The organism is Pseudomonas sp. ASL4, assembly GCF_056680395.1.
In genome coordinates this window covers 5,937,500-5,958,254 of record NZ_CM155280.1, presented here as the reverse complement: position 1 = coordinate 5,958,254, position 20,755 = coordinate 5,937,500, and the positions used below count along the sequence as shown (strand labels likewise).

Sequence of the window (20,755 nt, the reverse complement as noted above, 5' to 3'; positions counted from 1 at the left end):
TGGAAGCCGGGGCCAAGTGCCCCGGTTTTTGTTTTTCTGAATTTATTTTTATTTTTATTTTGAAAAGATTTGAGTGAGGGCCAAACCATGCCGATACAACCTGGGCTCTACCAGCATTACAAAGGTCCGCAGTACCGCGTATTCAGCATTGCGCGGCATTCCGAGACCGAAGAAGAAGTGGTCTTCTACCAAGCCCTGTATGGCGATTACGGCTTTTGGGTGCGTCCCTTGAGCATGTTCCTGGAGTCGGTCGAGGTTGACGGCGAACAGGTCCCACGCTTTGCTTTGGTGCAAGCCGAACCGAGCCTTTTTTCCAAGCCATAAGCTGAGTGCGCGCAAAACCCTGCGCTTGACCTCACCTTGTAGCCACTATATATAGCGGTGCCGCGTCAGGCGCCAACCGCCTTTCACTTCTAGAATTCAGGAATTTTCTGATCCATGGGCAAATCGCTGGTCATTGTGGAATCCCCGGCTAAGGCCAAGACCATCAACAAGTATCTGGGTAACCAATACGTGGTGAAGTCGAGTATCGGCCATATCCGAGACCTGCCCACCAGCGGTTCGGCTAGCGCCAGCAAAGAGCCAGCCGCCAAGCGCGGCAAGGCTGCCGCGGGTGAAGGTCCGGTGCTCACGCCGAAAGAGAAAGCGCGCAAGCAGCTTGTCTCGCGCATGGGTGTCGATCCCGATCATGGCTGGAAAGCCAAGTACGAGATCCTCCCGGGCAAAGAGAAGGTCATCGAAGAGCTGCGCCGGCTCGCCAAAGATGCTGACACCATCTATCTCGCAACCGACTTGGATCGCGAGGGGGAAGCCATTGCCTGGCACCTGCGCGAAGCCATCGGTGGTGACGACAGCCGCTACAAGCGCGTGGTGTTCAACGAAATCACCAAGAAGGCGATTCAGGAAGCTTTCTCCAAACCAGGCGAGCTGGACATTGACCGTGTCAACGCCCAGCAGGCGCGGCGGTTCCTTGATCGCGTGGTCGGTTACATGGTTTCGCCGCTGCTGTGGGCCAAGGTCGCTCGCGGCCTGTCCGCCGGTCGCGTGCAGTCGGTTGCGGTAAAACTGGTCGTTGAGCGTGAGCGAGAAATCCGCGCGTTCAACCCGGAAGAGTACTGGGAAGTTCACGCTGACCTCGGCACCGCCAAGGGCGCCACCGTGCGCTTTGACGTGGCTCGCGAGAAAGGCGAAGCCTTCAAGCCGCTCAACGAAACCCAAGCCATGGCCGCGCTGGAGAAGCTCAAGTCTTCCAGCTACAGCATCGTCAAGCGTGAAGACAAGCCGACCAGCAGCAAGCCGTCGGCACCGTTCATCACCTCCACCCTGCAGCAGGCCGCGAGCAACCGCCTGGGCTTCGGTGTGAAGAAAACCATGATGATGGCCCAGCGTTTGTACGAAGCTGGCTACATCACGTATATGCGTACCGACTCCACCAACCTCTCGGTTGATGCGGTGGCGATGGCGCGTACTTATATTGAAGGCGAATTCGGCAAGAAGTACCTGCCGGAAAATCCGAACGTCTACAGCAGCAAGGAAGGCGCACAAGAGGCTCACGAAGCGATTCGTCCCTCCGACGCCAATACCGAGCCAAGCAAGCTGTCGGGCATGGAGCGTGACGCTGAGCGGCTCTACGAGCTGATCTGGCGCCAGTTCCTCGCTTGCCAGATGCTGCCTGCGCAATACCTGTCGACCACGGTGACTGTGGGTGCCGGTGATTTCGAGTTGCGTGCCAAGGGCCGCATCCTGAAGTTCGACGGTTACACCCGCGTCATGCCGCAAATCGCCAAGCCAGGTGATGACGACGTGCTGCCGGACATGGTTCAGGGCGACGCGATGAAACTGATCAAGCTTGATCCGACCCAGCATTTCACCAAGCCGCCGGCCCGTTATTCGGAAGCGAGCCTGGTAAAAGAAATGGAAAAACGCGGCATCGGTCGTCCTTCGACCTACGCAGCGATCATTTCGACCATCCAGGACCGCGGCTACGTGGCACTGCACAACCGTCGTTTCTACTCGGAAAAGATGGGCGATATCGTCACCGAGCGTCTGGCCGAGAGCTTCTCCAACCTCATGGACTACGGCTTCACCGCCGGCATGGAGGAGAACCTCGATGACGTGGCCCAGGGCGAACGCGACTGGAAAAACGTGCTCGACGAGTTCTACGGCGACTTCAAGAAGAAGCTCGAAGTAGCCGAAAGCGCTGAAGGCGGCATGCGCGCCAACCAGCCAGTGATGACTGATATTCCATGCGTGGTATGCGGCCGTCCGATGCAGATTCGTACTGCGTCGACTGGTGTGTTCCTCGGCTGCTCGGGCTACAGCCTGCCGCCGAAGGAGCGCTGCAAGGCCACCGTCAACCTGGTGCCGGGCGATGAAATCGCTGCGGACGACGAAGGTGAGTCGGAATCCCTGGTCCTGCGCGGCAAGCACCGCTGCCCGATCTGCAGCACGGCGATGGACGCTTACCTGCTGGATGAGAAGCGCAAGCTGCATATCTGCGGTAACAACCCGGATTGCTCTGGCTACGAAATCGAAGAAGGCACTTACCGCATCAAGGGCTACGAAGGTCCGAGCCTGGAATGCGACAAGTGCGGCAGCGAGATGCAACTCAAGACCGGTCGTTTCGGCAAGTTCTTCGGTTGCACCAATGCGACGTGCAAAAACACCCGCAAACTGCTGAAAAGCGGTGATGCGGCACCGCCGAAGATGGATCCGGTGAAGATGCCTGAGCTGAAATGCGAAAAGGTCAACGACACCTACATCCTGCGCGACGGCGCATCCGGCCTGTTCCTGGCGGCGAGCCAGTTCCCGAAAAACCGCGAGACTCGTGCTCCGCTGGTGATCGAGATCGTGCCGCACAAGGATGAAATCGATCCGAAGTACCACTTCCTCTGTGAAGCGCCGAAGAAGGATCCGGATGGCCTGCCTTCCGTGATCCGTTACAGCCGCAAAACCAAAGAGCAGTACGTTCAGACTGAAGTCGACGGCAAGCCGACCGGTTGGAAGGCGTACTACGACGGCGGTAAGTGGAAGGTTGAAGACAAGCGGCCAGCCGCTAAAGCTTAAAAAGAAGCTGTACATAAAAGGCCGCATGACAATCCTCGGATTTTCATGCGGCCTTTTGTTTTGGGCTTGCGGTCAGATCGGGTGATCCACGACACTGTCCGACCTGTGTGAAGCAATTATTTCGCTGTGGAGGCTGCCGTCATGGCCCACGAACTCTATACCCGTACCAACCAGAAAATTTATTTCGCCGGCCTGTCGCTCGAAGCGCTCGCCAGAGTCGAAGAGGGGCGGGCGATGAACTCCCTGGCGCTGATTCAGGCCGGGCGCGAATCGGCGCTGTTTCACCTTTATGGTGCGTTGCTGGGGCTGTGCCATGAAATCGCCGGTTTCTATCGCTTGCCTCAGGCGAATGCGCCGCGAGCGGAGATGTTGCTGACTCGCGAAGTGCTGGAAGCCATCGCCATTCCGGAAATGGCTGAGCTGGTCGAACTGGCCAATAATTCGGAAACCTGGCTGGCCAAGCTGCTGGCAGCCCATGCCGCACTGTTTCAGCCACCGCGGGTGCCGCACAAGCCGAAGGGTGACGTGACACAGCCACTGATCATGGCGGTTAACCTGGACGAAGAAGAGGCGCCTCAAGAGCTGAGTCGAGAGGAGTTGGAGAGCTGGCGTCAGAACCTGAAGGGGTTGGCGATTCGCTTTCGTGAAGGGTTGAACGAGTGCTAACGGATTGATCGATGAGACGGATGACCTGTTGGGCTGTCCGTTTTGGAATGAGTGCTAACAGATATTTCTTCGCGATGACTTCTGGTCAAGATCCCGAGCGAAGCTTGGCCGATGCCTATATAATCCCCGCCTTTCGTGGAGAACAGACCTTTATGCCAACGTCCTTTCTAGAAATTGTCGAGTTACCAGACGGCCGAATCGAGCTGCGCAGGGCTGAGGACGAGGGTTCTCTGGTTACTTTGGATTTCTCCGAGGACGCCAAAGCGTTCCTGCAAGGCAATCACGTGGAAGTCGCCAAAGCGATGTTAAGCGTCGGTGTGCAGATGGCGGGGCGCCTGGTTGAAGGCGAATTCAATAAAGATGAAGAGCCGCGGATCCTGCATTGATCCCGCCCGTCGGTTTCTGCTGATACCGCTACAGATCGGCTTCTCTATCCTTGGAGAAGCCCGGCGCTGTTCAAGGCGCGCATTATTTGTCAGTTAGCCTAATCGAATATTCAGACTTTGAGCGTCCCCGGTGCGGGCGGCGCTGATCAGCTGTTGCCGTGCACTGGCGTTCAGCGGGTTGAGCCAGCTAACGACCGTGTGGCTGCGGCCCAATCGCAAGGCTTCGCAGGTCAACTGTTGAGCGCTCTGGGTGCCGCGCGGTTGCAGTAGCAGGATGCGTTCGCGATTCAGGCCGGCGTCCCGCAGCCAAGCCTGGGTCAGGCTGGCCGGTGGGGCGATCAGGGTTAGCCAGCGTGCATCCTGGTCTTGACTCAACTCCCGGAGAATCGGCGCCAGAAGGTTCAGGCAGCTCCCTGCTGCACCACGCAGTGACAGTTCGCTGAAGACCTCGGGTTCTGCGCTCCAGGGCGACTCGACCACGTTCTTCAGGATCGGCGCCAGCGGTTGCGCCATGAACGCCTCGAACAACGGCAGTTGGGCTTGCTGTGGTGTGTGTGGGAACTGCATAAAGCCTCCTTTAGCGGCGAATCACGCCGACACTCAAGCCTTCGATCACCAGTTCCTGATCTTTCAGGTTGACTTCGATGGGGGCGAACTCGGGATTTTCGGCTATCAGCCAAACCTTGCTGCCATCGCGCTTGAAGCGCTTGACGGTCACTTCATCGCCGATCCGCGCTACCACGATCTGGCCATTGCGGGCTTCACGGGTGGTGTGAACGGCCAGCAGGTCGCCGTCGAAGATGCCCACATCCTTCATACTCATGCCATGAACCCGCAGCAGATAGTCGGCACGCGGATGGAAGAAGGTCGGGTTGATGTTGCAGGACTCTTCGATGTGTTGCTGGGCCAGAATGGGCGCACCGGCAGCCACACGGCCAATGATCGGCAGAGTGGATTCGTCGGCCTTGGCTTCGAAGCCGGGGATGCGGATGCCACGGGAGGCGCCCGGGGTCATCTCGATCGCGCCCTTGCGGGCTAGCGCCTTGAGGTGCTCTTCAGCCGCGTTTGGCGATTTGAACCCGAGTTCCTGCGCGATTTCCGCGCGGGTTGGTGGGTAGCCGTTGTCGTCGAGGCAACGTTTGATGAAGGCCAGAATCTCTGCTTGGCGTGGCGTCAGTTTTATCATAGTGATCGCTCTGTCTTTTTATACAGTGACTGGGATTATATACAGTGAACTGCGCTTGGCAATGCCCCTTTTTTTGCCTGCCGCTGGACGGTCTGTTCCTCGACTGATTAACGCGTTGCTGTTGTATGGTTAAATAGCTGACCGACCATTCCCAAAACGAACCGCCAGGCTTGACAACGCCTAGGCTGAAACGTATGTTTCAAACAAGTGTTTGTCAGGCGGAGTAGTCATGGCCCAGTCGGAAACCGTTGAACGCATTCTCGATGCTGCCGAGCAGTTGTTCGCGGAAAAAGGTTTCGCCGAAACCTCGTTGCGTTTGATCACCAGCAAGGCCGGGGTCAATCTGGCGGCGGTGAACTATCATTTCGGCTCCAAAAAGGCGCTGATTCAAGCGGTTTTCTCGCGCTTTCTCGGGCCGTTCTGCATCAGCCTCGATAAGGAGCTGGAGCGGCGTCAGGCCAAGCCGGAAAACAAGCCGACGCTTGAAGAGCTGCTGGAAATCCTCGTCGAGCAAGCCCTGGTGGTGCAGCCGCGCAGCGGCAATGACCTCTCTATCTTCATGCGTTTGCTGGGTCTGGCTTTCAGTCAGAGCCAAGGCCACTTGCGTCGTTATCTGGAAGATATGTACGGCAAAGTGTTCCGTCGTTACATGATGCTGGTCAACGAAGCTGCGCCGCGTATCCCGCCGATCGAACTGTTCTGGCGCGTGCACTTCATGCTCGGCGCTGCAGCGTTCAGCATGTCGGGGATCAAGGCCTTGCGCGCCATTGCCGAGACCGATTTCGGCGTCAACACCTCCATCGAGCAGGTGATGCGCCTGATGGTGCCGTTCCTGGCCGCCGGCATGCGTGCCGAAACCGGCGTCACCGATACGGCCATGGCCACCGCGCAGTTGCGTCCGCGCAGTAAATCGGTCCCGGCTGCCGCCAAGGTTTAACCGTACACGGGTGGGCGCGGCAGCTGACATCCGCTAAGCTAGCCGCCCATGCCGACTCTCGTTTTGAACCCGCTTCCCATTGATATCGCCGACCTGCCGGGCACAGCCCATGGCGGCGAGTCCGTGCGAGGCGGGTTTTTCGTTTTCAAGGAATCTCTATGACTGCTGGCCTGCAAGGCTCGTTGATGGTGGACGTCGCCGGTACCTGGCTGACGGCCGAAGATCGCCAATTGTTGCGTCAGCCTGAAGTGGGCGGCCTGATCATTTTCGCCCGCAACATCGAGCACCCGCGACAGGTGCGCGAGCTGAGCGCCGCAATCCGCGCTATTCGTCCTGATCTACTGCTGGCAGTGGACCAGGAGGGCGGTCGGGTCCAGCGTCTGCGCCAGGGCTTTGTGCGGCTGCCGGCCATGCGCGCCATTGCCGACAATCCAAATGCTGAATACCTGGCCGAACAGTGTGGCTGGATCATGGCGACCGAAGTCCTCGCCGTCGGCCTCGACCTGAGCTTCGCCCCGGTGCTGGACCTTGATTACCAGCGCAGCGCTGTAGTCGGCACCCGCTCGTTCGAAGGCGATCCCGAGCGTGCAGCGCTGCTCGCCGGCGCCTTCATCCGCGGCATGAACAGTGCTGGTATGGCGGCCACTGGTAAGCATTTTCCGGGTCACGGTTGGGCTGAGGCGGATTCTCACGTCGCCATTCCCAACGACGAGCGCAGCCTCGACGAGATCCGCGCTAAAGACTTGGTGCCGTTCGCTCGACTGAGCAAACAACTGGCCGCCGTCATGCCGGCACACGTCATTTATCCACAAGTCGATTCCCAGCCCGCCGGTTTCTCCCGGCGCTGGTTGCAGGACATCCTGCGTGGCGAGTTGCAGTTCGATGGTGTCATCTTTAGTGACGATCTTTCCATGGCCGGTGCCCACGTAGTCGGTGATGCTGCCAGCCGTATCGAAGCCGCGCTGACCGCTGGTTGTGACATGGGCTTGGTGTGCAACGACCGCGCAGCTGCGGAATTGGCCCTGAGCGCCGCCCAGCGGATGAAGGTCAAGCCGTCGGCGCGTATCGCGCGGATGCGCGGGCAGTCCTTCGCTGGCACTGAATACCGCCAAGATCCGCGCTGGCTGACCGCTGTCGGCGCGCTCAAAGAAGCTCAACTGATTGATTAAGGACGTTTCGTTATGACGATTTACGCGATTATCGGTGGTACCGGCCTGACTCAACTCGAAGGTCTGAGCATTCGTCAGTCACTTGCAGTAGACACGCCCTACGGCCCACCTTCGGCCGAGGTGCAGATCGGTGAGTACGCCGGCAAGGAAGTGCTGTTCCTTGCGCGCCACGGTCACCCGCATCGCTTCCCTCCTCATCAGGTGAACTACCGCGCCAACCTTTGGGCGCTGAAGCAGGCCGGTGCCGAAGCGATTCTCGCGGTCAACGCCGTGGGTGGGATTCATGCCGCGATGGGCACCGGACATTTTTGCGTGCCCCATCAACTGATCGATTACACCAGCGGTCGCGAACACACTTATTTCGCCGATGACCTTGAACACGTCACGCACATCGATTTCAGCTACCCCTACAGCGAGCCACTGCGTCAGCAGTTGATCGCCGCGTTGGCGGCTGAAGGCGTTAGCTACAGCAGTCATGGCGTGTACGCCTGCACCCAGGGTCCACGTCTGGAAACCGTCGCAGAAATCGCCAGGCTGGAACGCGACGGCTGCGACATCGTCGGCATGACCGGCATGCCGGAAGCGGCGTTGGCCCGTGAACTGGAACTGGATTACGCCTGTCTGGCGCTAGTGGTTAACCCTGGAGCGGGCAAGTCCACGGCGGTGATTACCATGGCCGAGATCGAACAGGCGTTGCATGACGGTATGGGCAAAGTGAAGTCAACGCTGGCGCGGGTGTTGGCGGGTTGAGTTTCAGCGGCCAGATAAAGTGTCTGGCCGATTAACTGAGTTTTAAGCGGCGTTGATTTCATGAGCACAATAATTGAGCAACTTCATGCGCTACCTTGGGCAGAGGTGTTCAGTCATCGCGCTCTGGATAAGGCCCGTAGCTACGCGGAAGAGGATCGGGTAACGATCCGTCAAATCGATGACTTGAGGGTTATCGCGTCGTGCGTCGGTTCAGAGGCGCAGGCGTACCAGCAAGTCATTGAACTCTCTGAAAATCGGAATGGGCAACCGCGGCTCGAATGCGTGTGTTCTTGTCCTGTGATGATCAATTGCAAGCACTGTGCAGCAGTCATCTATTACCTGCAAGATCAGCCTGTTAAGCCATCCGAGAGCGCCGTTCAGGTTCACCTGAATCGTGAACTTGAGCGTTGGCTCGGCGATATTCCTTCTGCGAGCACGCCGCTCGATGAGTCGGTGCAGGGGACGAATACGCGCCTGGTCTACAGGCTCAAGGCAACGTCGGCCGCTGGAAAGTGGACGCTGGAGATTTTCAAGGCTCGTCAGCTCAAGGACGGTCGCCTGCAAGACCTCAAGGCGTTGCACTCGCTGTCTGACATGCTGATACGGCAACCCGGTTATCTGACCGAATTGGACCTTCGGATCGCCAGGCTCTTGGTCGCCGTTCACTCCCATCACGCGTATTACAGCGGCTACCCCTTGCAAGGCAGCAGTGGCGCCGAACTCATCGAGATGTTGTTGCGTACCTCGCGGCTGTTCCTTGATTTCGAAAAACTGCAACTCCTGACCTCAGGTGTGAGGAGGGTGGGGCAGTTTGCCTGGGCTGAACAATCCAACGGCAGTTTTCGCCCTCAGTGGCGTAGCGACGAAGCTGCCGTGGAAACGATCCTGGCCCTGGAACCCTTGTACTACCTGGATCGCGAGCGGCTGCAAATCGGCCCGCTGTTCAGCGAGCTGGAGGAAAAACTGGCTTGTCACTTGTCGTTGGCCCCGGACATTCCCGCGCGCCAGGCGATGCAGTTCAGCCATCGCATGAGTGCGGTGACTCAAGTTGCCCCGCCGCACAGGCTGACCGAGCGGGTTATCGAGGGCATTTTGCCTCAGGCTCACCTGACACTCGCCAGCGGCAAGCATCGCAAGCACTGGCAATACGAACCAGAGCACCGTGCTGCCTTGATGTTTACCTACGCCGGGCATCCGGTAGCGGACAGGAACCCGGAAGTACTGGTCCTTTCCGGTACGGAAACCCAACGTATCCAGCGCCAGCCCGCCGTCGAAAAAGCACTGCGTCAGGCCCTGCAAAAACACGGCTTTAAAAAGGCCACACGTAAAAGCAGCGTTGATCGTCCGGGCGAGATGTTCGCGCTGCCGGATGATTCGGCGTGGCTCGCCTTTGTTCAACAAGGGCTTGAGTCGTTGCGTGAGGCAAACTGGCACGTCGATATCGTCGATGGCTTTCACTTCAACGTGCAGCCTGTAGAGCAGTGGTATGCAGACGTTGAGGAAGAGTCGGGGCATCAGTGGTTTGATCTGCAGCTGGGAATTATCGTAAACGGCGAACGCCACAGCCTATTGCCGATCTTGCTGCATTTGCTGCGTAGCCAGCCACAGCTGATGGATCCGGCAAGCCTGGCCAAGCGCAACGATGATGAACTGTTATTGATCGAATTGGGTGCAGGGCGTTTCAGTTACGGCGATCGTACAAAAGTCGCGCTGCCCTATGGTCGGATCAAGCCGCTGATGGCCACCCTTGGCGAGTTGTATCTGGGTGTGCACCTGGGCGATTCACTGCGTTTGAGTGCTCCAGACGCCGCGCGGTTGAGTGTGCTGGAAGGCGTGCCGCTGGTTTGGCAGGGCGGCGAGCGACTGCGCAGTTTTGCGCAGCGATTGCGTGAGTCGACGCATGTTCATGTTCCGGCTCCCGAGGGTCTCAAGGCGACACTGCGACCGTATCAGCTAGAAGGGCTGAACTGGATGCAAACCCTTCGCGAGCTAGGAGTCGGCGGCATCCTCGGCGACGACATGGGACTGGGGAAAACCCTGCAAACCCTGGCGCATTTATTGACGGAAAAACAGGCTGGACGGCTTGATCGTCCAGCACTGGTCGTGATGCCCACCAGCCTGATCCCCAACTGGATCGACGAGGCTGCACGCTTTACCCCGCAACTGAAGGTTTTGGCACTGCATGGCTCGGCGCGGCAAAAAGACTTTGCCGGTCTTGCCGAATACGATTTGGTGTTGACTACCTACGCGTTGCTGCCGCGGGATCTGGAAGTATTGCAGCCACAGGACTGGAGTGTGCTGATTCTCGATGAGGCGCAGAACATCAAGAACCCGATAAGCAAAGCTGCGCAGGCTGCCCGTGATCTACAGGCTGGCCAGCGACTGTGTCTGTCCGGCACACCATTGGAAAACCACCTCGGCGAGCTGTGGTCCCAGTTTCACTTTTTGTTGCCCGGTTGGCTTGGCGACAGCAAAACCTTCAATCGCGACTACCGCACGCCGATCGAGAAGCACGGCAACAGTGAGCGGATGCAGCATCTGACGGCCCGAATTAAGCCCTTCCTGCTACGTCGCAAGAAAGATCAGGTGGCTACCGAATTGCCGCCGAAAACCGAGATCGTGCATTGGGTTGATCTCAGCGATGGGCAGCGGGATGTGTATGAAACCGTACGCGTGGCGATGGACAAAAAGGTGCGCGACGAAATTGCCCGAAGTGGCGTGGGGCGCAGCCAAATCATTATCCTTGATGCGCTACTCAAGCTCCGTCAGGTCTGCTGCGATCTGCGCTTGATCAAAACGCCGCTCACGGCAAAGGCGCTTCGTGCAGGCAGTGGAAAGCTGGTCAGTTTGATGGAAATGCTGGAAGAACTGCTCAGCGAAGGTCGCAAGATTTTGCTGTTTTCGCAGTTCACGTCAATGCTGGCCTTGATTGAAGAGGAATTGCAGCAGCGTGGCCTCGCCTACTCATTGTTGACCGGTGAAACGACGGATCGGCGCACGCCGGTCAAGGACTTCCAGGGCGGTAAAGTGCCGCTGTTTCTGATCAGTTTGAAGGCCGGCGGCACAGGTCTGAACCTGACGGCGGCGGATACGGTTATTCATTTCGATCCTTGGTGGAACCCAGCGGTCGAAAATCAGGCCACCGACCGTGCCTACCGGATTGGGCAAAACAAGCCTGTGTTTGTCTACAAGCTGATTGCCCGGGGCACGGTTGAAGAAAAAATACAGGCACTGCAACAGGAAAAAGCCATCCTGGCCGAAGCGGTGCTCGAAGGTGGAGCGACGGGTGGGTTGAAGCTTGAGCAGAGTGATATTGAGGCGCTGTTCGCCCCGCTGCCCAATCTCAAGTCCTGATGGCGGGTTTTTTCAGTGATGGCCTTTTCGCAGGCAAGCCTCGCTCCTACAAGGTTTAAGTTGATCGCCGATGCTGCGAACGACTTAAGACCCGTAGGAGCGAGGCTTGCTCGCGAAGGCTATCTGCCAAACGCCTCTGATTTCAGCGCTTTTCCAGTTTGTCCGGCAACGGCGCAAACAACGCCTCGATATCATCACTCTGCAACTTCCAGTCCCCGGCTGAGCGTCCATCCAGTACGCCAGCCGCCAGGTCGGACTTTTCCTTTTGCAGATGTTGAATCTTCTCTTCCACCGTGCCCCGAGCAATCAACTTATAGACGAACACCGGTTTTTCCTGGCCGATGCGATAAGCCCGGTCAGTCGCCTGGTTTTCCGTCGCCGGGTTCCACCACGGGTCGTAGTGAATCACCGTATCGGCTTCGGTCAGGTTCAAGCCCACGCCGCCAGCCTTCAGGCTGATCAGAAAAATCTGACGCTTGCCGCTCTGGAAGTCCTTCACCGGCGCGCGCCGGTCGCGGGTTTGTCCGGTCAATATTGCGTATTCAACGCCACGCTTCTTCAGTTCATCCTCGATCAACGCCAGCATTGACGTGAACTGCGAGAACAGCAAAATCCGCCGACCTTCCTCAAACAGCTCTTCCAGCATCTCCATCAAGCTGTCGAGCTTGCCAGACGTGCTGCCGCGAGTGGGCAGGACGGCATCGTTGACCAGGCGAAGATCGCAACACACCTGCCGCAGCTTCAGCAGCGCCTCAAGAATGATGATCTGGCTGCGGGCCACACCTTTGCGGGTGATCTCGTCGCGTACTTTTTTGTCCATGGCCAGGCGCATGGTTTCGTACACGTCGCGCTGCGCTTCGTTGAGTTCGACCCAATGGATAATCTCGGTTTTCGGTGGCAGTTCTGTCGCGACCTGTTCTTTGGTCCTGCGCAGCAGAAACGGTTTGATCCGACCGTTGAGGTGCTGAAGTCGTACTTCACTGCCGCGCTTTTCAATCGGCACGCGGTAATCGCGGTTGAAGCTTTTCACATCGCCAAGCCAACCGGGCAGCAAGAAGTGAAACAGCGACCACAGCTCGCCCAAGTGATTTTCCAGTGGCGTGCCACTCAGGCACAGGCGCTGGCGCGCATTCAGTTCGCGGGCAGCCTGGGCGGCCTTGCTGTTGGGGTTCTTGATGTACTGCGCTTCATCCAGGACCAGCACGTGCAATGGCACTGCCGCGAGGGTTTCGACATCCTTGGGCAGCAGCGCGTAGGTGGTCAGGATCAGGTCGTAATCGGTCAGGCTCTCGAAGTGCTTTTTGCGGCTGGCGCCGTACAGTGCCAGCACTTTGAGTTGTGGCGTGAAGTGCGCCGCTTCGTCGAGCCAGTTGGGGATCAGGCTGGTGGGCATCACCACCATGCATGGCCGATCCAGGCGGCCGGCGATTTTCTCGCTGAGAATGTGCGCCAGGGTCTGTAGGGTTTTACCCAAACCCATGTCGTCCGCGAGAATCCCGCCGACTTCCAGTTGTCGCAACGACTGCATCCAGCTCAGACCTTCGAGCTGATACGGTCGCAACGTGGCGTTCAAACCTTCCGGCGCGGTCGATGTAAAGTCCTTGATGTCCCGCAGACGCTGGGCAAAGGTGCGAATCTGCTCGCCGCCTTCCCACAATAGCGGCATGCCTTCCAGCGGGTTCAGCCGGATAGCGTCGGCCTTACTCAGACGCAGCGTGGTTTCGCCAGGCCCTTGCAGGTAGAACTCGCCAAGGGTCGCCAGCACCGGTTTCAAGCGGCCGAAGGGCAGGGCGACTTGCAGTGGGCCGTACTCGGAGTTCGGGCGATTCGGGATGTTCACCAGGATCAATTCGTCGTCGCGACGTCGGGCCAGTCGTTCCGGGTTGAGAATTTCGGTGTGCGAGCGCATCAGGTTTAACAGGATCGGCAGCAGGCTCAGCCGCTCGCCATTCACGATAATCCCCAGTTCCAGATCAAACCAGTCGCGTTCCGGTACCTGCTCGACGGTGGCGTACCAGTCGTCCACGGCGGTCAGGTCGAAGCCGAAATCCTCGTCGATCTGCAATTCCCAGCCTTGGGTGCGCAGCTTCGGGAGTTCGTTGAGGGTGAAAGTCAGCCAGGCGCTGTCGTTGACCATCTCGAACAGTTCGCCAGCGCTTTCCGGCAAGGCTTTGCTTTGGCGGGTGGCGATCTTGAAACCGAGGATTCGTAGCTGTTCCCTGTAGGCCTGTTCGACTTCCGGGTGACGTTTTATCCGTAAAGTCTGTGTCTCTTGGCGAATCAGGATGTCGGCATTTTTCTGCCCGGAAACGTATTCATCCAGATAGCTGAAGGACAGCGCCGCACGATGCTGGATGTAGCGCTGCATCTTGCCGTTGCGCGGTTCGAAGGCGCTGAACTCGATACTCGCCAGCCACAGGCGCGGCACCGGTTGCACGTTATCCACGAGCACTTGCGGCAACGCCTTCGGGCTGCGGTTTTCCAGTACGGCCTGGAGTTTTTCCAGCAGTTCGGCGTCTTGCGCGGCGGCGGGGTAGGCCAGGGTTTCCTGGACTTTCAGTAGCACCGCTGCGCAATGTTTGCAGTTGCTGTGGACCGGGCAGGTGCAGGTCGCGTCGATCATCAGCAACGTGCCTTTGGCCGACTCGCGCAGGCGAATGGTCTGACGGTAAACGTTACCGCCAGAGCCTTCGCAAGCGGCGATGATCGTCGCGTCGCCGGCCTCGACGATCCTGACGCGGTTCTCTATCGCGTAGCGACGGCCGCGCTCCAGGCTCTGTTCCTTGAATCGGCTGACCCAGGAAGGTGCGAGGGGTTTGCTCAGGGTCGGGGGCATAGGGACTTCAATCAGTCCGGAATTTGTTCGGGGGCTGGCCGAGGCGCAGGTGCGGTCAACGAAGTGATCTTGATCAACAGGCCCAAGTGGCCGTTATCGAGAAAATTCAATTGGCCGTTCTTGGTGTGGCTTTCCTGTTTCAGGCGTTCGCTGGCGGTGACCATGCCGTTGGCGTCGATCTGGTTGACCCAGAAGTCGGCGTCGACGTCGGTGAAACGCCCCAGTTTCAGGTCCAGCGTGCCCTCGATCGGGAATTGGCCGTACTGTTCCTTGCCGTCGCTGATCGCGATTTTGCTGGCTTCTTCACCCAGTTCCTGTTGCCAGGCCTTGTGTAGCAGCACCGTGTAGTCGGCGCTGGCGGTGAGTTTTTCCACTTCGCCATTGAGGCTCGGCGTGCGCAGGCTGTCCGGGTTGATGCGTTGTGCACCGGCCGCCCAATCTTCCGGCGCGGCACGACTGACAATCGCCGGCACGGCGTTTTGCCGGACCAGGATCATTTCAACCTGATACTTATCATCGGCAAACGCCGAGGGGGCAGCCAGCGTCATCAACAATGTCAGTGAGAGAAACAGGCGCATGCGGCGTCCTTCAAGCAGTTTTCGGGAGGAGGCGCTCAAACAGCGCCTCTACAGTATTAAAGCGTTCTTCCGGACGCTCCATGGGCACCATGAACTTGAACATCGTGGCGCCTTCGAATTTGTAGCGTTTGGGTTGGCTCTGGATCAGTTTGATCAGCGTCAACGGGTCGACCGGAGTCTGCGCCGCGAACTCGATTCGACCGCCTTGCGGGCCACCGTCGACTTTCTTGATGCCCAGTTGTTCGGCCTGCAATTTCAGCAGCGTGATCCGCACCAGGTTCTTGGTGGGCTCTGGCAGCAGGCCGAAACGGTCGATCATCTCCACTTGCAGGTCTTTGAGGCCTTCCTCGTCCGTGGCCGAGGCGATGCGTTTGTAGAGAATCAATCGCGCATGAACGTCCGGCAAGTAGTCCTCGGGAATCAACGCAGGTACCCGCAAATTGACTTCCGGACCACCGCCCAGCGGCTGATCGAGGTTCGGTTGTTCGCCCTTGCGGATCGACTTCACCGCGCGCTCGAGCATTTCCATGTACAGCGTGAAGCCGACGGCCTGGATCTGCCCGCTCTGGCCGTCGCCCAGCAGTTCGCCGGCGCCACGGATTTCCAGGTCGTTGGTCGCGAGCACGAAGCCCGCGCCGAGGTCCTGGGTGTTGGCGATCGCTTCCAGACGCTTTTCCGCATCCGGGGTGATTTGCTGGCGCGGCGGCGTCAGCAGGTACGCGTAAGCCTGGTGATGACTGCGACCGACCCGGCCGCGCAACTGGTGCAACTGCGCCAGGCCAAACTTGTCGGCACGCTCGATGATGATGGTGTTGGCGCTTGGCACGTCGATGCCGGTCTCGATGATGGTCGAGGCGATCAGCACGTTGAAGCGCTTGTGGTAGAAGTCGCTCATCACCTGTTCGAGTTCGCGTTCGCGCATCTGCCCGTGGCCGATGCCGATCCGAGCTTCCGGCACCAGTTCGGCGAGGTCGGCGGCGCATTTCTCGATGGTCTTCACGTCGTTGTGCAGGTAGTAAACCTGGCCGCCACGCAGCAGTTCACGGAGCAGGGCTTCCTTGACCGTGCTTTTGTTCTGCTCCATGACGAAGGTCCGCACCGACAGGCGACGGGCCGGCGGCGTAGCGATGATCGACAGGTCGCGCATGCCCGACACCGCCATGTTCAGCGTGCGCGGAATCGGCGTGGCAGTCAGCGTGAGGATGTCGACTTCACTGCGCAGGGCCTTGAGCTGTTCTTTCTGACGGACACCGAAGCGGTGCTCTTCGTCGATGATCACCAGCCCGAGGTTTTTGATCTTCACATCGTCGGACAGCAGTTTGTGGGTGCCGATAACAATGTCGATCTTGCCTTCGGCCAGATCAGCGATGGCGGCATTCACTTCCTTGGTCGACTTGAAACGGCTCATCACTTCCACGCTCACCGGCCAGTCGGCGAAGCGGTCGCGGAAGCTGTTGTAGTGTTGCTGGGCGAGCAGGGTGGTCGGCACCAGAATCGCCACCTGGCGACCGCCGTGCACGGCGATGAACGCAGCACGCATCGCCACTTCGGTCTTGCCGAAACCGACGTCGCCGCAGACCAGTCGGTCCATCGGTTTGGGCGCGAGCATGTCGGCGCGTACGGCGTCGATGGTGGTTTGCTGATCCGGGGTTTCTTCGAACGGGAAACCGGCGCTGAAGGTCGCGTAATCGGCTTTCGGGTCAGCGAAGGCATGACCTTCACGGGCGGCGCGGCGGGCATAGATGTCGAGCAACTCGGCGGCCACGTCACGCACCTGTTCGGCAGCTTTGCGCTTGGCCTTCTGCCAGGTCTCGGAGCCGAGGCGGTGCAACGGGGCCAGCGCATCGTCGCTGCCGGTGTATCGGGCGATCAGGTGCAGGTTGGCAACCGGCACGTACAACTTGGCGCCTTCGGCGTATTGCAGAGTCAGGAATTCGGCAACTTGGTCGTCGATTTCCAGAGTCGCCAGACCCAGATAACGGCCGACACCGTGGTCTATGTGCACCACCGGCGCGCCTTCGCGCAGCTCGGTGAGGTTCTTGATCACTGCATCGTTGTTGCCGTCGGCACGCTTTTCCCGGCGACGACGCTGCATCACCCGTTGACCGAACAGCGGGCTTTCGGCGATCAACGCCAGCGCCGGGTCATCCAGCATCAGGCCTTCGTCCAGCGGCGCAATGGTGATCGCCAGGCGATCCTTGCTCGCGACAAAGTCCGGCCAGCTGTCGACGGTTTTCGGTCGCAGCTTCAGGCGTTCGAGCAATTCCAGCAGCACTTCACGACGGCCCGCGGACTCAGCGGTAAACAGCACGCGGCCGGGGAATTCGTCGAGGAAACCCGCCAGTGCGGCCAATGGCTGGGTGGCTTTGGCTTCGATGGCCAGGTTCGGCAACAACTGCGCCGGGAAACGTTCGCGGCCGACGCCGGTTTCCACATCCTGTTGACTGGCCACCACGCGCGGCCAGTTCTTCAGGCGCGCGAAGCAGTCCTCCACCGGCAGGAACAACTCGGCCGGTGGCAATAAAGGACGGGAAGGATCGACGCGGCGCTCTTCATAGCGATTGCGCACGTCGTTCCAGAAGTTCTCCGCCGCTTGTTCGATGCCCGGCAGGGAAAACACCTGGGTGTCTTGCGGCAGGTAATCGAACAGCGTCGAGGTTTCATCGAAGAACAGCGGCAGGTAGTACTCGATACCGGCCGGGGTAATTCCGCTGCTCAAATCCTGGAAGATCGGGCAGCGGCGGAAGTCGACGTCGAACCGCTCGCGGAACCGTGCCTTGAAGCGGGTGACCGCGTCCTTCTGCAACGGAAACTCACGTGCTGGCAGCAGGCGTACGGTGTCGACCTTGTCGATTGAACGCTGGTTGTCCGGATCGAAGGTGCGCAGGGTCTCGATTTCGTCGTCGAACAGATCGATCCGGAACGGCAGTTTGCTGCCCATCGGGAACAGATCGATCAGCGAACCGCGGACAGTGAATTCGCCGTGTTCGTACACCGTGTCGACATAGCGATAGCCGCTGGCCTCAAGCCGGGTGCGCATTTGTTCGACGTCGAGCTTCTGGCCGACGTCCAGCACCAGGCTGCTGCCGAGCAGGAACTTGGTCGGCGCCAGGCGATGCAGGGCGGTGGTGATCGGCACGACCAGCACGCCATGGGTCAGCTCCGGCAACCTATATAAGGCAGCGATGCGCTGGGAGATGATGTCCTGGTGCGGCGAAAACAGGTCGTAGGGCAGGGTTTCCCAGTCGGGAAAATGCAGCACCGGTAAATCCGGGGCGAAGAAACTCAGCTCCTGTTCCAGCCGTTCGGCACTCTGGCTGTCGGCGGTCAGTAGCAGGGTAAAGCGCTTGGCAGCGCTGGCGGCCTCGGCAATGGCCAGGCTCAGGGCGGCACCGGGCAGGTTGCCCCAGTGCTGTTTACCTGCCGCGGCAGGGAGAAGCGGTAGACGCAGAACGGGCACGGAAGGTTGAGCTCCAAGCGTTGCGACAAAGTCGGTAATTGTAGCGGCCTCTGGTGCTGGCTGTCAGTTGCAGATGTGTCTATTACTCGGCTTGAGCGAAATGTAGTGGTAAAGACAAAATCGAGCGGTTTTTTAGTGAAAATTGCCGATTATGTAGTGGCAAAACGAGTTGGTGTTTCGGATGGTTACGGACAAGGCAGCGCTGTCCCCAAAAAATTGACGATGCTGGAGGCCCCGGTTTTATTGGGCTTCAGCGCGGCGTAATTTTTTTGAATGGAATTTTGTTATGGCTCGCACGACAGGCGCGCATTGCTACGGGAGGCACTCGGCGGCATAATGTAGCCCCTTTTTTCTGCCCCTACATATGTGGAAGGTTCCCGTGACTCAGAAGCCCGACCAGTGTCTTGGTGAATGGATCGACCGTGAAGCACTCGCAGAAGCGATGATTCCGCTTATCGGTCAGCTCTACCGCAATAACAACGTGGTGAGCTCGATCTATGGCCGCAGCCTGATCAATCGTTCAGTCATTGCGATTCTCAAAGCTCACCGCTTTGCTCGCCATCGCCAGTCCGACGACAGCGAACTGTCCGTCCACGAAACATTCCCGCTGCTCAAAGCCATGAGCGAGCTCAAACTCGGCGCCGCATCGGTCGACCTGGGCAAGCTGGCAGTCAAATTCAAGGCTGAAGGCAATGGCCGTACTGCTGAGCAGTTCGTCCGTGAAGAACTGGCTGACGTGGTTGGCCAGCAGAACGTTGCCGCTCGCAAAGGCACCGACGTTGTCCTCTACGGCTTCGGTCGTATCGGCCGTCTGCTGGCGCGCATCCTGATCGAGAAAACCGGTGGTGGCGACGGCCTGCGTCTGCGCGCCATCGTCGTGCGCAAGGGCGCCGAAAACGACCTGGTCAAACGTGCCAGCCTGCTGCGTCGCGACTCGGTTCATGGTCCGTTCGATGGCACCATCACCATTGATGAAGCCAACAACACCATCACCGCCAATGGCAACCTGATCCAGGTTATCTACGCGAAAAACCCGACTGAAGTGGATTACACCCAGTACGGCATCAAAGACGCGCTGCTGGTGGACAACACCGGCGTATGGCGTGACGCCGAGGGCCTGGGCCAGCATTTGGCTTGCCCGGGTATCGACCGCGTTGTGTTGACCGCGCCTGGTAAAGGCAAGCTGAAGAACATCGTTCACGGCATCAACCACGGCGAAATCACCGCTGACGACAAGATCGTATCCGCGGCGTCCTGCACCACCAACGCCATCGTGCCGGTGCTGAAGGCTGTCAACGACAAGTTCGGCATCATCAACGGTCACGTTGAAACGGTTCACTCGTACACCAACGACCAGAACCTGATCGACAACTTCCACAAGGGCGATCGCCGTGGCCGTAGCGCCGCGCTGAACATGGTAATCACCGAGACCGGTGCTGCCACCGCTGCTGCCAAGGCTCTGCCTGAGCTGGCCGGCAAGCTGACCGGTAACGCGATCCGCGTTCCGACGCCTAACGTGTCGATGGCCATTCTCAACCTGAACCTTGAGAAAGCCGCTACCCGCGAAGAGATGAACGAGTACCTGCGCTACATGGCGTTGCACTCCGATCTGCATAAGCAAATCGACTACGTCAATTCGCAGGAAGTGGTTTCCACCGACTTCGTTGGCTCGCGCCACGCTGGCGTTGTGGACGCTGAAGCAACCATCACCCAAGACAACCGCGTTGTTCTGTACGTTTGGTACGACAACGAATTCGGTTATAGCTGCCAGGTGGTTCGCGTGATGGAAGACATGGCCGGTGTAAACCCGCCAGCGTTCCCGCGCTAAGCGTTAGCTGCACATAAAGAGCCCCGACTTTGGTCGGGGCTTTTTTTTGTGTGAGGTTTGTGGGGGGATGTCTGTTGTTAGTGTGTTGTCTGGGAGGGCCTCTTCGCGAGAGGACGCTACAAGGTGTCTCGACTTATATCATTTTAATCTCTGCGCTTATTGACTCAGAACTATACAAAAAACGACATATAGTTCCGTGCTGTTACAAAAATAAAAACTCTTCTAAAAATAAACAGTTGCCGACTAGTTGTTGCTAGTTGTTGGGTATGGATCCAATACAGTAATCGGCACAATATTGGCGTCATTTATTTGTATCACCCAAAAGCTTGACAGCCAAAAGTCCTGAACATAGTGTCGCCAATGACAGCGCCCGCTCTGCCTCGGGCCTTATGCCAGCTGTCAGCGTTGCGCCCTATGTAACTCTCCAAAAAGACAGGAATCTCATTCCTGCTCACATCACGATAAAACCAGAGAAAACAGTCTCGGCTTAGTTGCCGTGCAATGTACTTACTTGTTCTTGCTCACCCTGCCAATTGTGA

14 protein-coding genes are annotated in these 20,755 nt (G+C 58.5%); 9 read left to right on the top strand and 5 right to left on the bottom strand.

The window, feature by feature from the left end; genetic code table 11:
- The first annotated feature begins 87 nt into the window (after positions 1-87).
- The 4 genes from AC1MEW_RS27250 to AC1MEW_RS27235 all read left to right on the top strand — a co-directional run bounded on the left by AC1MEW_RS27250 (position 88) and on the right by AC1MEW_RS27235 (position 4,118).
- The gene (locus tag AC1MEW_RS27250; RefSeq protein WP_046047845.1) at positions 88-324 is read left to right on the top strand and encodes a DUF1653 domain-containing protein; all 237 of its coding nucleotides are present in this window, start codon (positions 88-90) and stop codon (positions 322-324) included.
- A 114-nt stretch (positions 325-438) separates the two neighbouring features.
- Positions 439-3,066, top strand: a complete 2,628-nt coding sequence (gene topA, locus AC1MEW_RS27245; RefSeq protein ID WP_201204978.1) for a type I DNA topoisomerase — start codon at positions 439-441, stop codon at positions 3,064-3,066.
- Positions 3,067-3,207: 141 nt separating this feature from the next.
- Positions 3,208-3,732, top strand: a complete 525-nt coding sequence (locus AC1MEW_RS27240; RefSeq protein WP_201204976.1) for a DUF6586 family protein — start codon at positions 3,208-3,210, stop codon at positions 3,730-3,732.
- Between the two features lie 152 nt (positions 3,733-3,884).
- Entirely contained in the window at positions 3,885-4,118 is a 234-nt protein-coding gene (locus AC1MEW_RS27235) for a hypothetical protein (protein ID WP_123403749.1), read from the top strand.
- 93 nt (positions 4,119-4,211) lie between these two features.
- Here the strand turns inward: AC1MEW_RS27235 and sulA are convergent, their stop codons facing one another.
- Together sulA and lexA are read right to left on the bottom strand one after the other, a co-directional pair.
- A complete protein-coding gene (gene sulA, locus AC1MEW_RS27230) occupies positions 4,212-4,685 on the bottom strand; it encodes an SOS-induced cell division inhibitor SulA (RefSeq protein ID WP_201204974.1) in 474 nt (157 codons plus the stop codon).
- Positions 4,686-4,695: 10 nt separating this feature from the next.
- On the bottom strand, positions 4,696-5,304 hold the full coding sequence (gene lexA / locus AC1MEW_RS27225; RefSeq protein WP_201192821.1) for a transcriptional repressor LexA: 609 nt from the start codon (positions 5,302-5,304) through the stop codon (positions 4,696-4,698).
- 229 nt (positions 5,305-5,533) lie between these two features.
- On the opposite strand from lexA, the gene AC1MEW_RS27220 reads away from it, so the two are divergent.
- From AC1MEW_RS27220 to AC1MEW_RS27205, 4 genes are all read left to right on the top strand, one after another.
- Positions 5,534-6,241, top strand: coding sequence for a TetR/AcrR family transcriptional regulator (locus AC1MEW_RS27220; RefSeq protein WP_201204972.1), 708 nt, complete (start codon positions 5,534-5,536; stop codon positions 6,239-6,241).
- Between the two features lie 158 nt (positions 6,242-6,399).
- Positions 6,400-7,410 (top strand): beta-N-acetylhexosaminidase, encoded by a 1,011-nt coding sequence (gene nagZ / locus AC1MEW_RS27215; protein WP_480424295.1) that lies wholly within the window; start codon positions 6,400-6,402, stop codon positions 7,408-7,410.
- A 12-nt stretch (positions 7,411-7,422) separates the two neighbouring features.
- Positions 7,423-8,160, top strand: coding sequence for an S-methyl-5'-thioinosine phosphorylase (locus AC1MEW_RS27210; protein ID WP_201257041.1), 738 nt, complete (start codon positions 7,423-7,425; stop codon positions 8,158-8,160).
- A 60-nt stretch (positions 8,161-8,220) separates the two neighbouring features.
- Entirely contained in the window at positions 8,221-11,514 is a 3,294-nt protein-coding gene (locus AC1MEW_RS27205; RefSeq protein ID WP_480424293.1) for a DEAD/DEAH box helicase, read from the top strand.
- A 142-nt stretch (positions 11,515-11,656) separates the two neighbouring features.
- Here AC1MEW_RS27205 and AC1MEW_RS27200 read toward each other — a convergent pair whose 3' ends face one another.
- Genes AC1MEW_RS27200 through mfd form a run of 3 tightly spaced genes read right to left on the bottom strand, consistent with a single transcriptional unit; the run spans position 11,657 to position 18,388 of the window.
- The gene (locus AC1MEW_RS27200; protein WP_480424291.1) at positions 11,657-14,350 is read right to left on the bottom strand and encodes a DEAD/DEAH box helicase; all 2,694 of its coding nucleotides are present in this window, start codon (positions 14,348-14,350) and stop codon (positions 11,657-11,659) included.
- 11 nt (positions 14,351-14,361) lie between these two features.
- Positions 14,362-14,928: a CsiV family protein gene (locus AC1MEW_RS27195; protein ID WP_480424290.1), complete on the bottom strand. Its 567-nt coding sequence runs from the start codon at positions 14,926-14,928 to the stop codon at positions 14,362-14,364.
- 10 nt (positions 14,929-14,938) lie between these two features.
- Positions 14,939-18,388 (bottom strand): transcription-repair coupling factor, encoded by a 3,450-nt coding sequence (mfd, locus tag AC1MEW_RS27190; RefSeq protein ID WP_201256544.1) that lies wholly within the window; start codon positions 18,386-18,388, stop codon positions 14,939-14,941.
- A 364-nt stretch (positions 18,389-18,752) separates the two neighbouring features.
- Here mfd and AC1MEW_RS27185 point away from each other — a divergent pair, with 364 nt between their 5' ends.
- Positions 18,753-20,216 (top strand): glyceraldehyde-3-phosphate dehydrogenase, encoded by a 1,464-nt coding sequence (locus AC1MEW_RS27185; RefSeq protein WP_131059940.1) that lies wholly within the window; start codon positions 18,753-18,755, stop codon positions 20,214-20,216.
- Positions 20,217-20,755: the final 539 nt, after the last annotated feature.